Below are 14,804 nucleotides of genomic sequence, written 5' to 3'. Positions count from 1 at the left end.
GGTAATTCCTAGATTATTAAGCGTAGAGGCTGGCAACTTTCTCAGCAGCAGCAATCACAGTGATGTTGGTCGCCACCGAAGGCACATCGGGGAAAATCGAAGCGTCGGCTACACGTAGTCCCTGTACACCGATCACCCGCGCGTCAAGGTCAACCACAGCTTGTGCATCACCCGGTTGGCCCATGGGAGCAGTCGAGGTTGGATGGTGATAGGTATCAAGACTGGCTTTGACACTGGCAAGCAACGCCTCATCGGTGTCATTGCCCGGGCCTGGATTGAGCTCGGAATGAATCAGCGTGTTCAACGGTGCTGTTTTGCCGATTTTGCGAGCCAGACGGATGCCATCAAGCAGGCGCTGACGATCCTTGGGCTCGGCGAGAAAATTGAGGTCAATGCGCGGTGCAACAAACGGATCGCGACTGACTAAGGTCACCTTGCCACGTGACAGTGGCCGAGTTAGCGCGACCGCGAGCACAAAGCCAACCTGCGTCGGACTTTGCTCATGGGGAAACAAATGGGTCGCAGTGATATGCAGATCCAGATCACCGTTTTCGGCTGTGCTGCTATGGGTCCAGAGCTTGGCACCGATAGCGGGCGACTGACTGCCAATTAGCTCAGGGTTTGCCGCGTAGGCATTGTAATAAAACGGATGATCCATCAGGTTTTGCCCAACGGGCAGTTCAGCAACCAGTGGGATCTGTAAGGCGTGCAAGTCCTCACGCGGACCTATGCCGGATCGCAGCAGAATCGCTGCGCTGCCGTAGCTACCCGCCGAGAGAATGACTTCACCGGCTAAGAGCCTTTCACCATCGGCCAGTTGCACACCGATCGCGCGTTTACCATCAAAAAGCACTTTGTCGACAAGACTATCGGCGCGGATTATCAAATTAGCGCGACTGCGTACTTCATCAGTGAGGTAGGCCATGCCGGTGTTGACCCGTACACCGTTGACGATATTCATCGGGTAGGGGCCTACGCCATTGGCATCCGCACCGTCAAAGTCACCAACTTTCGTGTAGCCATTCGCCACTGTCGCGCTGATAAAGGCCCGCTGCATCGGCGTGACGTCGGCATCACTAAGTTGATGAACTGGGAGAGGGCCATCATGGCCGTGCAAGCGACTAGGACCCGCACTATGGGTTTCTAGTTTCTTGAAGAATGGCAACAACTCCTCATAGCTCCAGCCTGGTAGCCCCCAGCGCTCGAAATCAGTAGGCCGCGCACGAATTGCCACGGCGCCATTGATAGCCGAGCTCCCGCCCAATACCTTACCGCGCAGAGCGCCGATTGGATGATTGATGTATCCCGGCTGAGTCTTATAGCCCCACTCAAACTCAGGATTGCCATTGGCGCCGACAGTATCGCTGTTAGCAATAAGCGCAGGATAATTTCCAGGGCTATAGCTATGCCCAGCTTCCAGCAGTAGCACGCGACGAGCTGTGTTTTCGCTCAACCGCCGAGCGAGCACTGCGCCAGCCGAACCACCACCTGCGATGATCACATCGAAAGGACCAGGCTGTCCGTCGCCTTTACGGGCCTTGCCAGAAGGCTCCAGTGCACGCGCTAAACCACTGCCCATTGCGAGGGTAGCGGCAGCCATAACACCACCGGCCAACACAGCACGGCGAGCGGGGTTGTTTAAGGAAACTGACATCCATCCTCCTCCATTTCTTCCTGTCAGACGCTGGTAATGCGCCTGTTGGAAAGAAGGATAAGTCAGTGTTCAGCTCCCCATAACCCAGAGAAAAACGAATCGATGTTTCGTTTTTCTCGAACGACTCAACACTATGGCTGCAAATGAGCTGTCAGCATCTGATCCCAAATCGGCGGGTTGCCGATCTGCTCACTGAGGAAACTACTGAGCGCACGAAGCTTGGGCGAGGTTCTTTGCGACTGACGGTAGACCACAGAAATATTGCCGCCACGGGGCGCATAAGGTTCCAGCACCTCTCTCAGCTCACCGTCCACAATGGCCTGCGCGGCAAGGAATGTGGGCAATATCGCGAGCCCAAGCCCCGCCTTGGCTGCTTCCATAAGTTGGTGGCCACAATTGGTACGCATTCGGCAGCGCACACGGAATGACTCCAATGTGTTGTTCACCGGTAGCGTCCACATGCCATGAGGTTCGCGATTCACGTAGAGCATGGCGTAATGCTGGGCCAGGTCTTGCGGGATTACCGGCGTGCCATGAGCACTCAAATAATCCGGGCTGGCACAGATGATATGGCGGTTGGGGGTAATGGTTTTGGCCACTAGCGAAGAGTCCGGCAACTCACCAATACGAAGCGCCGCGTCGAACCCTTCTTCGTGCAAGTTGACGCGACGGTCGTCGAACTCAACGTCCAAATCCAACTCAGGATATTGCCTCGCAAAAGACGCCAGAATCGGCGTCAGATAGCGCATGCCAAAAGCCATCGGAACCGCAACACGCAGACTCCCGCGGACAGTTGACTGAGAGGTTAAGACGGCGTTTTCGGCATCTTCAACATCCGCAAGGATACTGATGCAATGACGGTAAAAAACCTCACCAGACTCAGTCAGGCGAGTCTGCCGACCACGCTCTAACAAAATGCTTCCTAAGCGTTTTTCTAGTTGCTGAATCCGCTGGCAAACCATCGACTTGGCCGTACCCAAACGGCGAGCGGCTTCGGAAATACTGCCCGTGTCCGCCACGGTGACGAAAGAATGCATCTCAGAAAGTTTATTCAAGTTCTAAATCCGTGAACACTTATGTAAATATTATCCAGAGTGACACTCTTGCAAGTGTCTTGTGGCCTCTTAATGCCTGTCAAAACAGGCTGAAACGAATTGACTGCGGTCGTTCATGGCCGGCAGCCACTACCCGAAGGAGACTCTCCGAAGCCTACGAAACTCAGTTTCGGAAGTGTGCCGCCTGGCATATCCTCCCCCACAACACTGATAGAGGAGGCTCCATGCCGATTTCGTTACTATTCGAGCAAGTCGATGTCTTCTCCGAACAATCCTTTAAAGGTAACGCCGTTGCTGTCGTAATTGGTGCCGACGACCTGGCCAGCCAACAAATGCGCGATTTTGCAGCTTGGACACAGCTTAGCGAGACAACCTTTCTGCTGAAGCCAACCTCTCCCGAAGCACATTACCGCGTACGAATTTTCACCCCGCTACGGGAGCTCCCTTTTGCCGGTCATCCTACACTGGGAAGCTGTCATGTATGGCTGAATCAAAGTGGCGGCAATGTCGATAAAGAGATTATTCAGGAGTGCCTGGCAGGCCTGATCCGCATTCGCCGGGATGGAGCTTTTCTATCGTTCGCAGCACCGCCTCTGGTCCGGAGTGGAGCAGTAGGTGGAGATGTGTTGCGTCAGATTGAGAGCGGATTGGGCTTGTCCTGTGATCAAATCCTCGCCAGTCAATGGGTAGACAATGGACCCGGTTGGGTTGCCGTAATGATGGCATCGCGTGATGACGTTTTGGCTATTCGCCCAGACTACTTGAAGCTCAACGGGCTCAACGTAGGAGTAGTCGCGCCTTGGCAAGGTCCTCATGCGGACGCAGATGTCGAGGTGCGCGCTTTTATGGGTGAAGAACTGAATGAAGATCCTGTCACCGGAAGTCTCAATGCGAGCCTGGCGCAATGGCTGATTTCTACAGGGGTCATGCCTGACCACTACACTGCGAGCCAAGGCACTGCATTAGGTCGTCAAGGTCGGATAAAAATTGAGACGCTCGGAAGTGATATCTGGGTCGGAGGTGAGGTTCAGCTAGGTATGTCAGGGCGGGTAATGTTCTAGCTACCAATGCGTGATGTATCTATCCCCATTACCTTGGCAGCTTAGGTCACCGTCCGGTATTGGCCCAGGCTGCCTTCAGTCATAAACGGCCGGACCATGATTTCAATCGAAAAACAATGCCTGGCCACAGCTGCCCTGATCCGTCGTTCAGAGCAGCCTGCCGTGTTCGAGTAAGCTTCGCTAACTCTCAGTTCAGGGACGCTCGATCCTAGCCCTTGAGTTTGGCCGTGATGCTGGCGACATACTCGCCTTGGTGACGGGCGATACTCAGTTCACGCTCGTCTGGCTGACGCGAACCGTCGCCACCAGCCAGCGTCGAAGCGCCATAAGGAGTACCGCCGCTCACTTGCGAAATATCGAACAGGGCCGGAGTGCTATAGCCGATAGGGACGATCACCATGCCGTGATGCGCCAAAGTGGTCCAAGTGGACGTGATGGTCATTTCCTGTCCCCCACCGGTACCGGTCGAGGTAAAGACACTGGCGACCTTCCCGGCAAGCGCGCCCCTCGCCCATAAGCCACCGGTCTGATCCAAGAAGTTGCGCATTTGGCCGGACATATTGCCGAAGCGAGTCGGGGTGCCAAAGATGATAGCGTCATAGTCGGCAAGTTCATTGGCTACAGCGATGGGTGCCTTTTGATCGACCTTGCCGTGGGCCGCTTCAAACATGTGTGCATCCATCGTTTCGGGTACACGTTTGATCGTCACTTCCACTCCGGCGACGGTGCGGGCTCCTTCGGCGACGCTTTGCGCCATGGTTTCGATATGACCGTACATCGAATGATAGAGCACTAGAACCTTGACCATTGTTGTTTCCTTTTGAGGGTTTTCAGGCTTGAACTTTTGCGCGCAGGCGCAATCGGCGGGCTGCTTGTTTCAGCGGGTACTGCCCTTGATCCAGCTTCAGCTTTGCTGTTTACGAATCACATCCGATAGTTTTTCCGCCATCATGATGACGTTCGGATTGAGGTTGATCAGCGGAATTTCAGGGAAGATTGATGCGTCAATGACTCGCAGCCCTTGTACCCCATAGACATTCCCCTGCGCATCAACCACCGCGCTCGGATCGCTTGGCAGTCCCATCGGAGCTGTGGAACAAGGGTGCTGCAAGGTACCGACGCCTTTAGCTAGGGCTTGGCGAATGTCTTTGTCGCTGTCGCTAACGGATGGCCCTGGAAAGATTTCCTCGACAATCAGGCTTTTCAAAGGCTCAGTCGTGGCTAGTTTCCGAGCGATCCGGAAGCATTCGACCATGCGTTGCATGTCGTCTTCGCTGGTGAGGTGATTGAGCTTGATGACAGGTTGAACCTTCGGATCGAGGCTCTTGAGTTTGACGCTGCCGGTCGAGCTGACCTTCATCAACTCCAACCCTAGCGAAAACGCCACACCGGTCTTGCTGATACTCGGGTCGAGCAAGTGCGATGGGGAGACCGCGATATCCAGTTCCCCGGCTGACTCGGCGAAGGAGGAGTGAGTCCACAATTGTGAGCCGACAACGGGGTGATCCTGGCCCTTGAGTTCCGGCTTACCGGCAAAGTTCATCCAGTAAAAGGCGTGATCGAGCAGTCGAGTGCCGACCGCAGCGTCTCGTATAACCGGGATGCTCAGGGCTTGCAGATCCGCTTTCGGGCCGATACCCGAGCGTAACAGGATCGCTGCCGAGCCGTAGGCGCCAGCACTGAGGATCACTTCCTTGCCACGCAGTTCTTTACCGTCAGCCAGCAGAGCCGAGCGGACCTTGGTACCGTCGAACTGCAGTTTGTCGATCAGGCTTTCGCAAAGGATGGTCAGATTCGAGCGTCTACGCACCTCTGGCGTGAGGTAGGCGATGCCGGTGTTGACCCGCACACCATTGACCACGTTCATCAGATTTGGGCCTGCACCGTTGTTGGCCAGAGGGTTGTTGAAGTCATCGACCTTGGCGTAGCCGAGTTTCCAGGCGGTCTCAACCGTCGAGCGTTGTACGGGGGTGATGTAGTCCATCGTCAGTTGATGAATCGGAAACGGGCCATTGCGACCGTGCCATTTATCATCGCCGGTGTGACAGGTTTCCATCTTCTTGAAGTAGGGCAGCACCTCGTCGAACGTCCAGCCCTTCAAGCCTTTGGCGGTGATGCGCTCGAAGTCGTAGGGCAGGGCACGGCAAGCAACGGCGCCATTGATTGCGGAACTGCCACCGATTACCTTGCCGCGCGGCGCATAGATCGCTTCAGCCTGCTCAACCGGCTCGGAGTGATAACCCCATTCATAACGCGGATCAGCGTTGGCGGCGATGATGTTGCCGCTGTAGAGCAGCTCTGGGTATTGATCCGGATCGAAAGAAGGACCGGCCTCGACCAGCAAAACACTCTTGTTGCCGCTCTCACTTAAACGGTTGGCCAACACGGCACCGGCAGAACCACCGCCTAGAATCACATAGTCGAATACGTGCTCGAACGGGCCCTGTTGTTTGAGCCGGCTGCGAGATTGACTCTCCGGAACAGCAGGTTGTGCCGCTGAAGCAATATTCGATGCGAGGGACGCTGAGGCAATCACCACCATTGAGCTTTTGATGAAGCCGCGACGCTGCTTACCGGAAAGGTTGAGAGGATCTTGTGATGCTGGAACGATGGTTTCATCCATGTTGAGATAACTCCTGGATCATATTGTTTCTGGACGGGGGCCGGCGCGCAGGTGGATCGCTGGACGCAGCCCCACCCTTTGAACGCGCTTCAATCCTGATGCGGCATGACCACGATGGCCTTGACCACCTTGCCGCTGATACCGTCGTCAATGGCCTGGTTGATGTCTGCCAACGGGTACAGCCGGGAAATTTTTTCAAGGGGTAGCAGGCCCTGTCGGTAGTACTCAACCAACTGCGGGATGAAAACCTCCGGCAAGGTGTCGCCCATCACGCTGCCGATCACCCGCCGTCCACGTAGCAGGTTCCACGCGTCGAATTCAACGGTCTCGCCCTGGGGCAACACGCCGGTCATCACTAGGGTGCCGAGTTCGCGCAGGCTGTTAAGTGCTGCGCTGATGACCGTTTTCACACCGCTTGACTCAAAGGCGTATTGCACACCCAAGCCATCACTCAACGCGCGGATCTCTTTGACCACATCGACGTCAGGCCCTGAGAGCACCGTATGGGTGGCCCCCAGCTCCATGGCCAGGTCGAGACGCGATTGTTTGTTGTCAACCACGATGCGTTGGCTGCAGCCGATGATCTTGCTCGCCATCAAGGCGCTGAGGCCGACGGTGCCGCAGCCGAAAATCACCACGTTGCTACCCGGCTCCGGGCGCAAGGTATTCATCATCCCGCCGGCGCCCGTCATCACCCCGCAGGCAAGCGGGCCGAGTAGCCTGAGGTCGACATCGTTAGGTACTTTCACCAGTGAGCTTTTGTGCGCGATGGCGTAAGCGGCATGGGACGACTGCGAAAAAAAGTGGCTGTGTACCGCGTTTTCTTGATCGTGCAAGCACACCGAACCATCGGCACGAGCACCGCCAAAGTTCAATGGCACATGATTAACGCAAAAAGCTGGCTGCCCCAAGCGACAGTACCCGCAATCGCCACAACGGCCCATGGAGAGCACAACGTGATCCCCAACCTGGAAGTTATTGACAGCTGTCCCGACCTTATCGACTATCCCCGCGCCTTCATGGCCCAGCACCACAGGAAGTGGGGTGGGCAGGTAACCATCCCGAACATCCAGGTCGGTACGGCAGATACCCGCCGCCACAATCTTGATCCGTACTTCGTCCTCACGCGGTTCGTCTATTTCCAGTGATATTATTTTCAGTGGGGCACGGTACTCTCTTGCCACAGCGGCGAGTGTTTTCATTGTTTTATTCTTCACAGGGAATGGGCTGGTAAACGGGCTTTTCATTTCCTATTGGCATTGCAGGCACCGTAAGGTGGTTCGCCTGACGTGCCTGCCCTGCGCATCCATGGACTGAGCAGTCGATACTTGTATTCACGCGAACATGTCACGATGCCGATGGTAGACAGGTACATACGTAGTTGCTTGTCTGTGAGCGCAGTGGAAGTTATCTGAGAGTGAAACAATGAATCGCGTCATTACCACGGAAGGGCTGCAAGACGATTTGCGTATGGACTATTGGCAGCATGTAGTCAGAGAGAACTTCATCCATTTCGATATGCAACTAATTGCCGGACAACCGGCTTTCAACGGAAAAATTTATCAGTACACACGCAATGACATTCAACTGGCCGATGTGATTGCCGATGGTCACTTTGTCCGCCGCTCGATGCAGCACTTGTCTACGGGAGATGATGATTTCTTCCTGTTGCTCATCCAGCGTGATGGCACCAGTCAGATCGAGCAGGACAATCGTCAGGTCATCATGAGACCCGGTGATATGGTGCTCTGCGACAGTAGCCGCAGCTATTCAATGAATATGCCGGGCGCTTTCCATCACGTGGTGCTGATGATTCCTGGGCGGGTAATGCGTCATTCGCTGCGAAACGCAAGGGATTACACCGCGCGGGCGATCCCTACAGCGTCCGGAACTGGTCGGCTGTTCAGCCAGTTCATCACCTCGCTGCAAGGTTGCGTCGGTGAGCTTAATGCGCTCAGCTCATCTTCAGTCACCAGTGCGACCGTCGAGTTGCTTTGCGCTGCATTGGTCGGAGTCCCAGAGCAGGTCGCTGCTCCTCCGGACAATCTGAAACAATTTCACCTGAGGCGATTACGCGCCTATGTGCATGAGCACTTAGCTGATCAGGCACTGGATTTAGAACTGATTAGCAAGGCCTTGAGCTTGTCGAAGCGTCATTTGCATGCTCTTTGCGACGGGCAGCCCAATACCCTCTCTAGCTGGATCTGGAAAGAGCGTCTAGATGCCGCGCGCCGGTCATTGAGCGATCCAGCCAACGCACAGACGCCGATCACTGAGATTGCCTTGTCGGTTGGGTTCAAGAGCCCCGCGCACTTTAGTCGTCTGTTCCAATCGGCATTCCAGATGAGCCCGCGCGACTTACGCGCTCAGGCGTTTGAGCAGAGACAGAGCCAGGTTGAAGGGAAAGGCAGTGGCCAAAGGTGAACGAAAAATGCCATATGAAAAATTAATCCTAGTTCTGCGGGTTACGAGTCGTCGCGACCGGTAGCTTCGATCAAAAAAGTCAGTCATAGGGAAAGACTTCGACGGGCAGCAAACAACCGCTCTCAGTCCTATACGACTGACTGCTCTTGGCCGACTCCGGCCCACCATAACAGGCAGAAATCGGCCGTTTCCTACTAGTCCAGAAGTGTTCTACTGCTCAACTCGGCTTCAATTCGAGGCCTCTGAAGTGTTACTGGTCGCTCAATTTCCACTGCGCTTTTACAGCTAGTAACTCTGACCAATCTGTTATGGAGGAACGAGACAGTAACTTTCGCCGCATATGAGGCACGACGCCCTGGATCATCAACTCGACCCTTCCGAAACGTAGCGCGGAGCATGGTCAGAGTGCTCGAGTTTCAGGACGTAGCTGCCATGAGTCTTTTCCAGGTATAAGTTTCTGAACACCGGATCAGGTCTTCTTTTGAAGCTGTGAAACCGGTTGCTCCAACATCGATTGCGTTAGCCCGTGCATATCCGCATTGGCTTGCCAGATCAAAAAACGGCGATACATATCTCGAACAGCAGCTGACAGCTTCTGATTGCTCTCTGTCAGTTCCTCAATGCGCTCGTTGGCTGCCTGAATATCGCTAATCCAGCCCGGCTTCAGCTTCTGAGCCTTCAATCCCGCCTTGGCATTCTTCATTGCTAAATCCACGGCAGGTAGATTCATCAGGGACTGGCGAGCACGACTAATACCCAGTTTTTCTTTGCAGGCATCAACAAGCAATGGCCAGGTCAGCTTCGGCCCTGACCATTCCTCAATCAGCTTAATGATGCGTTTCTCATCCATTGGCGTTAAATGCCCCATCGTTAATCCTCGATCTCATCCAGCAAAGCCAAGACGTCATCCAACGATGGCAACGCCTCTTGCGTCTGGTTATCTTCAATGAATTTGACTTCGATCAGCCCCGACATTGCGGCGGCGTTCTTGGTCAGCGTCCAACCGTTATCGGCGTTCCATACGATGGCACCGTTTTCGAGTTCGGGGTTTTCCAGCGTATGGATGAGCGCCTCGCACTTAAAGAGTTTCTCACCCAGTTTTTTGGCCGACTCCGATGCCCCAAACAAGCCCCGAGACTGCGCATCCAGGGCTTTATCGAGACGACGTTTAAGGTCGTCGCGTTCTTCCTTAAGATTGCTCAGCTTTACGTCATCCCCTTTGACGCAACCGAGCCGCCCGCAGTCCAAACAGGCACCCATTTTCGGGCAGGGCTCGGAAGAAAAGTTGTGCACACAAACGCCGTAAGGGGTTAGATGGATAATGCGGTCCTGCTCACCCTCGCGCAGTTCCCTCACCTCAATCAGGTTCAGCGGCTGATTGGTTTTGACCTTTTCCAGGCGCTGAGCAGCGGTGCTGTGCTTCGTTTGTGGGTGGTAATCCGCAACCCTTTGGGTGCGTTCCTCGACGGTTTCATGGTTGTAGACCGACCCCAACGTCGTGCGCCCGGAGAAGGCGTCAATCAGGAGCTGCGACAGGCCCGCGCGGTGCATCTGCGTGTTCAGTTCGTGCCGAAACGCATGCGTGTTGACCTTGACGCCAGGGTAGCCATAGCGCTCGAACAGGCTTTTCCTTGTCGGGTCATTCGTACCACCTAATTGCGCATTCATTCGGCTAGTGTTCGCCGCGATCTCCACGCCAAACCCGTGTGTCACAACGAAAGCTGAGTCTTCAGCCATTGCTCCCGTGCGCACGGTAAACAATGCATCACGGTACTTCACCCGAGCTTTGCCCTCAGTGTACGGCGTGGTGTATGGAAAATCCTTTGGAAGATACTTCTCCCGCAGCAGTACATTGAGCTTGCGCAGCGTGATCACACACCGGTCGTCAAATTCAAAGCTCTCTATCCTGCCCTTAACAAATATGCGCTTCCCCGCGCTGGAGTCCCACCCGTCTCGGATCTCGGCCAATAGGGCTCGGGCGACGGGGCTGAGTGCCTTTTGCTTCTCCATGCCTTTCAGGAACTTGGCATTGAATCTCCTTCGCGGGCCGTTACCAACGCTGAGTTTCAGCGCGGCACAGGCTTCTGCGTAGGTGAGCGGTTCATCAGGCCCCTTGGGTGGCAGTCCTTCATGGGGCGGAAACTCATCGGGATGGTCCTCCAGCCAGGCGGCGTAAGCCCGCGCCTCATCGGTGATCGGTTTCAGTAACGTGATGGCCCGCTCGACGACCGGCTCCATCTCAGGCGTAATGACGGGCTTCAGCATTACCTGGTTTTTCTTTTCCGCGTACCAGCGCAAGAACATGCGCTGGTTGCCGTGGGTATCCTCTTTGAATACTAGGCAACCCAATTCAACATCCGCCAATTCACCCACGCGACTGGGAGCACTCAGTAACAGCGCACAGGCGGATGTCACAACGATATCGAGGGGGCGGGTCAATTCGTTATTGAACACTTCCCCGAGGGCTTTGATTGCTTCAGGGTTGGGTAGCTTCTGTTCCCGATCGGCTCTTTGCTGCTTGAGCGTGCCAGTCGGCTTCAGCTTCAGCGGAGAAGTCCATCGGAAATCCGACTTGAGCAGTTTTTTGTCCCGCATCAGGGTGATGCAGGCCTCAAGTGCCTTACTGTGTTTGTATGCGGTATCGCCTTTTGTCCTGTGACGGTTCAGGTGGTCGCACGCTTTATTACAGACAGCGGCGGACACCTGCGTCACATCCCGTGTGCTGGTCAGCTCGAACAGGGCGGCTTCCAGCGCCTGCAGGGCGGACTGCCATGCAGTGATGTCCTTTTTCTGCAAATACACCCTTCGGTGCACCGCTATGGCCTTGGCAAACTCCGTGAAAGGTGCCTGCATCGCCTTTGGGACAGCTTTGGTCGATCCGAGCGCCCTGAAGCTACAGGATTGGACTCCATGCGAGTGCCAACTGTCGTCTTCCCAGCGAATACTCGCGTGCACTTGATTGGGAATGCCTTTGGGTAGGGTTTGTTTTGCCCATTCGATAAATGCCGCGAGCTGAGCCTCCGCAGCCAGTTGGCTCCTGGGCTTAAAATCGACAATGTTGTTCGTCGGTTCAGACGGTTCAGAATCAAACGCTTCGGTCATTCTTCTGTCCTTCCAGAGCCCGATGATCGGCGCATGGCCTCACAATCCAGAATCACCTTGCGGCAAGCCAAAATGGCCCGATCCCAGAGCACGCCGGTGGTTTTGTCCGTGGCAATGGTTTGCTCCCGACGACGTTCCAATCGCTCAAGGACCGAACTGTGGTCCGCGTCCAGAAGTGGCTGAAACTTTCCGCAGGCGTAACAGGTAAACGGCGCATCGAGATGGCAGGCGGCATCGGCACCACACACCGCCAGATCCTCGATTAGTCGATCCGCTAGTTCTCCGTTTTTCGCTGAGGTGCGATCTGTGACGATGATCCCGGTGAACGCATTCACAACCAAGGCCAGATGGTCGGTCATCTTCGCGTCGATCAACGCCAGCAACTCTGCCGACACCTGTCGGTACTTTCGCACTGTCTGAGTACCCTTGTGCATCAATGCGCGGGCCATCGCCCACTCACTCATCCCCGCATTGGACAGGTCCGTGCCGAGGGTGTGCCTGAACCGGTGACCCCGCGTCACAATCAGTGGCTGATGGGTGCGAGGCGAAATTGGAAAGCCCTCCATCCGCCCGATGCGCTCAAGCCAAGCATTGATCGTTGTGTTTCCGGCATGAAAGATCGCCTGCGGCGCGTCTTCGAGGCTTTTTTGAAGGGGGCTATCGAGCAAAACAGGGGGATCCACCCGCTCCCAAGGTTCTGCTTCATCATCATCTAGCTTCCGACGAAAGAGGGGCGCATTCTCAATGGCTGCATTCCAGTCGGCACCGTCTGGATACGTTTGCCAGAGTTGCGCCAGAACCATTGCCTTGTAGGCCTGCACCACGCTGTAGAGGTCATCATCCAGACTGAATGTTTCGAACTTTACTCGCCAACCTCCCTCGTCCCATCTTTGCTTTGCCCAGGGCATCCTGACCTTGCAGCCCTGGTCGCTCTTCGTGAAATCACCAAAAACCAGCGCTCGCGCCTGAGTGCCTCGCGGCCCATAAATCATCAACAAGCGCAGGTAAAGGTACTGCTCGGGATCTAACTGACCGTGACAAAACTGCTCATGTATCCATTGGTACAGACCGTCCTGCTCCACCTGCGTGAACGGGCCTTGTTCGGGGTCCAGGCTGAGGATCACATCGTTGCTGGAGTTTTTTTTCCTGGGCAGTGCCTGGTAGGCATCGATAAGGGATTGCGTCGGGCGCTGTTCGAGGGATTCGCAGTCGTGCCAAAACGCCATGAAAGAGGCAATGACACTAAACTCAGAATGGTTAAAGCGCTCCCGCAGATCGATCAGGTGATCCTCGTTAAGCGGGTCAAGCCCGGCTTGTGCAGCCCGCGACAACCCAGAGGTAGTCGCAAAAACCGTGGCCGCTGACACATCGGCCATTCGGTACGCCAGGGCGGCGTGCAACCAGGGCTGCCAATCCGGCGAGACACAGGCAATAGCCGCTTCCCAGTTGACTGAACGGCCATTCGATTTATCCGGTCTCCACATGGGGTGGGTAGGTATGAACACTTCTCCGCACTTGGCCAAGCGAGGCGTGTTCAACCATTCATTAAGGCTGTCCTTCGTGGGTGCCTGAAGTGCTTCGACGGCGATGTTCACTCTGAGCCTCCTTGTGTCGCCTCGGCGTTCTGGCGGATGGCCTTAAACCGCTCGGCCCGTTTCTGTATCGCTTTGTCTGCCTCTTCCTTCCAGAATTTCGCGCCGTAGCGGCCGGGCATGTCCGAATCGGGACTCCAGCCGAACATGTATGTAAGGGTCTTTTGAACTTGCGTGGTGCGATCCTCCGGCGTGAACGCTGCCAGTTCCACACGCATGCTTTCCAGCATCGTGTAGACCGCGTCATGCCTCAGAATATGTGGGTGCACATGAGCCAGTTCCGGTGCTATTTCTCGGACCCTGGGCAGAACGCCATCCACTGCTTTGATGGTCAGAGGTCCGCCCTCATTTCGCTTGTGCGCCACCAGCAAAAACGGATGGCTTCTCGCTTGCGATGCGCCGCTACGGGGCTTTCTTTTGCGATATTTCGATTCGTACTCAGTGATTGCGTCATACAGGTCGTCAGTCATCACCAGCATGCGCTCGTGGGTTTTGAATTGCGGGGCCATCGTTCGTGGATCGAGGCTCTCATCCTCCAGGTTGACCACCGCTAGTTGACGACTGTGCCAGTGAATATCGCTGGTCTTGATCAGCAGCATCTCGGAGCGTCGCAGCCCCATGTCGAGACCCAGCAGCAAAATGATGTAGTTACGCAGCCTGATGGCTTCATCTGAAAAGGGGTTCTCGGCGCTATCCGGGTGCATGATTTCCAGCAATCGAGTTCGCTCCTGACTCGTAAGCCCCTTCATTTCGTCCACCCGCGTTTTTTTCCACGCAGGGCTGGCCGCTTTGATCTTGCGGTTGATGCGCTTCTTCAGATCGTCAACCGCCTCATGTCGTGTTGAGTGATCACCCAACTTGTCATACAGGAAGGCCAGATAGTCGCGTACCGCCTCGATTCGCTGCTGCGCATGGACTTTGCCAACGGATTTGTAGGCAGTCGGATGCAAATGCATCCCCGCATACTTCATGGCCAGGGTTTCCTTGCTGAACCCCGCGTCCGACACAAACCTAGAAAGCTCGCTGTCTGTCAGGTATTGGCTGTGAGGGCGTTGTTCGAGGTGAGAAATCAAATCAATGGAGGAAAAGGCCAGAAACTGCTCAAGCACAACCAGATGCTCAAGGTACTTCTTGGTCGTTTCGAGGGCTCTGCCCGAGTGCTCCATGGTCATGTAGAGGTTGGGGTAGTAAACCGGGATGTAGTCTTGCACCAGCAGCTTTCTACGAGCACCATTCACCACCTGCTCTATGACCTGGAAACCCATATTGCTCCCTCTTAAAAAATAACTTTTC

Annotated in this window: 11 protein-coding genes; 2 read left to right on the top strand and 9 right to left on the bottom strand. The window is 55.2% G+C overall.

Annotated features, from left to right (window positions below):
• Window positions 1-16: 16 nt before the first annotated feature.
• Both ACOI8A_RS13150 and ACOI8A_RS13145 read right to left on the bottom strand, forming a co-directional pair.
• A complete protein-coding gene (locus tag ACOI8A_RS13150) occupies window positions 17-1,654 on the bottom strand; it encodes a GMC family oxidoreductase (RefSeq protein WP_420651304.1) in 1,638 nt (545 codons plus the stop codon).
• A gap of 131 nt (window positions 1,655-1,785) precedes the next feature.
• Window positions 1,786-2,709 (bottom strand): LysR family transcriptional regulator, encoded by a 924-nt coding sequence (locus ACOI8A_RS13145; protein ID WP_420651305.1) that lies wholly within the window; start codon window positions 2,707-2,709, stop codon window positions 1,786-1,788.
• Between the two features lie 224 nt (window positions 2,710-2,933).
• On the opposite strand from ACOI8A_RS13145, the gene ACOI8A_RS13140 reads away from it, so the two are divergent.
• Window positions 2,934-3,770 (top strand): PhzF family phenazine biosynthesis protein, encoded by an 837-nt coding sequence (locus ACOI8A_RS13140; protein ID WP_420651306.1) that lies wholly within the window; start codon window positions 2,934-2,936, stop codon window positions 3,768-3,770.
• A gap of 208 nt (window positions 3,771-3,978) precedes the next feature.
• On the opposite strand, the gene wrbA is transcribed toward ACOI8A_RS13140, so the two are convergent.
• The 3 genes from wrbA to ACOI8A_RS13125 form a co-directional block, all read right to left on the bottom strand.
• On the bottom strand, window positions 3,979-4,578 hold the full coding sequence (gene wrbA, locus ACOI8A_RS13135) for an NAD(P)H:quinone oxidoreductase (RefSeq protein WP_420651307.1): 600 nt from the start codon (window positions 4,576-4,578) through the stop codon (window positions 3,979-3,981).
• Window positions 4,579-4,674: 96 nt separating this feature from the next.
• Window positions 4,675-6,393, bottom strand: coding sequence for a GMC family oxidoreductase (locus tag ACOI8A_RS13130; RefSeq protein ID WP_420651308.1), 1,719 nt, complete (start codon window positions 6,391-6,393; stop codon window positions 4,675-4,677).
• An 89-nt stretch (window positions 6,394-6,482) separates the two neighbouring features.
• Window positions 6,483-7,595 carry an NAD(P)-dependent alcohol dehydrogenase gene (locus ACOI8A_RS13125; protein ID WP_420651309.1) on the bottom strand — a complete coding sequence of 371 codons (1,113 nt, stop codon included), beginning with the start codon at window positions 7,593-7,595 and terminating at the stop codon, window positions 6,483-6,485.
• 223 nt (window positions 7,596-7,818) lie between these two features.
• On the opposite strand from ACOI8A_RS13125, the gene ACOI8A_RS13120 reads away from it, so the two are divergent.
• A complete protein-coding gene (locus tag ACOI8A_RS13120) occupies window positions 7,819-8,817 on the top strand; it encodes a helix-turn-helix domain-containing protein (RefSeq protein ID WP_420651310.1) in 999 nt (332 codons plus the stop codon).
• 469 nt (window positions 8,818-9,286) lie between these two features.
• Here ACOI8A_RS13120 and ACOI8A_RS13115 read toward each other — a convergent pair whose 3' ends face one another.
• From ACOI8A_RS13115 to ACOI8A_RS13100, 4 genes are read right to left on the bottom strand one after another with little or no spacing between them, the layout of a single operon-like run.
• Window positions 9,287-9,685, bottom strand: coding sequence for a hypothetical protein (locus ACOI8A_RS13115; protein WP_420651311.1), 399 nt, complete (start codon window positions 9,683-9,685; stop codon window positions 9,287-9,289).
• Between the two features lie 2 nt (window positions 9,686-9,687).
• Window positions 9,688-11,919: a hypothetical protein gene (locus ACOI8A_RS13110; RefSeq protein ID WP_420651312.1), complete on the bottom strand. Its 2,232-nt coding sequence runs from the start codon at window positions 11,917-11,919 to the stop codon at window positions 9,688-9,690.
• The gene (locus ACOI8A_RS13105; RefSeq protein ID WP_420651313.1) at window positions 11,916-13,514 is read right to left on the bottom strand and encodes a site-specific integrase; all 1,599 of its coding nucleotides are present in this window, start codon (window positions 13,512-13,514) and stop codon (window positions 11,916-11,918) included. The genes ACOI8A_RS13110 and ACOI8A_RS13105 overlap by 4 nt, the downstream gene beginning before the upstream one ends.
• Entirely contained in the window at window positions 13,511-14,776 is a 1,266-nt protein-coding gene (locus ACOI8A_RS13100; RefSeq protein WP_420651314.1) for a site-specific integrase, read from the bottom strand. The genes ACOI8A_RS13105 and ACOI8A_RS13100 overlap by 4 nt, the downstream gene beginning before the upstream one ends.
• Window positions 14,777-14,804: the final 28 nt, after the last annotated feature.

The organism is Pseudomonas sp. P4795 (assembly GCF_048822895.1).
Classification (GTDB): Bacteria; Pseudomonadota; Gammaproteobacteria; order Pseudomonadales; family Pseudomonadaceae; genus Aquipseudomonas.
This window is presented reverse-complemented; position numbering and strand designations above follow the sequence as displayed.

Bases quoted from the DNA above. Each gene is read 5' to 3' on its own strand.
- ACOI8A_RS13115 (WP_420651311.1), bottom strand. From the start codon at position 9,685: ATGGGGCATTTAACGCCAATGGATGAGAAACGCATCATTAAGCTGATT.
- wrbA (WP_420651307.1), bottom strand. From the start codon at position 4,578: ATGGTCAAGGTTCTAGTGCTCTATCATTCGATGTACGGTCATATCGAA.
- ACOI8A_RS13140 (WP_420651306.1), top strand. From the start codon at position 2,934: ATGCCGATTTCGTTACTATTCGAGCAAGTCGATGTCTTCTCCGAACAA.
- ACOI8A_RS13130 (WP_420651308.1), bottom strand. From the start codon at position 6,393: ATGGATGAAACCATCGTTCCAGCATCACAAGATCCTCTCAACCTTTCC.
- ACOI8A_RS13125 (WP_420651309.1), bottom strand. From the start codon at position 7,595: ATGAAAACACTCGCCGCTGTGGCAAGAGAGTACCGTGCCCCACTGAAA.
- ACOI8A_RS13100 (WP_420651314.1), bottom strand. From the start codon at position 14,776: ATGGGTTTCCAGGTCATAGAGCAGGTGGTGAATGGTGCTCGTAGAAAG.
- ACOI8A_RS13120 (WP_420651310.1), top strand. From the start codon at position 7,819: ATGAATCGCGTCATTACCACGGAAGGGCTGCAAGACGATTTGCGTATG.
- ACOI8A_RS13150 (WP_420651304.1), bottom strand. From the start codon at position 1,654: ATGTCAGTTTCCTTAAACAACCCCGCTCGCCGTGCTGTGTTGGCCGGT.
- ACOI8A_RS13110 (WP_420651312.1), bottom strand. From the start codon at position 11,919: ATGACCGAAGCGTTTGATTCTGAACCGTCTGAACCGACGAACAACATT.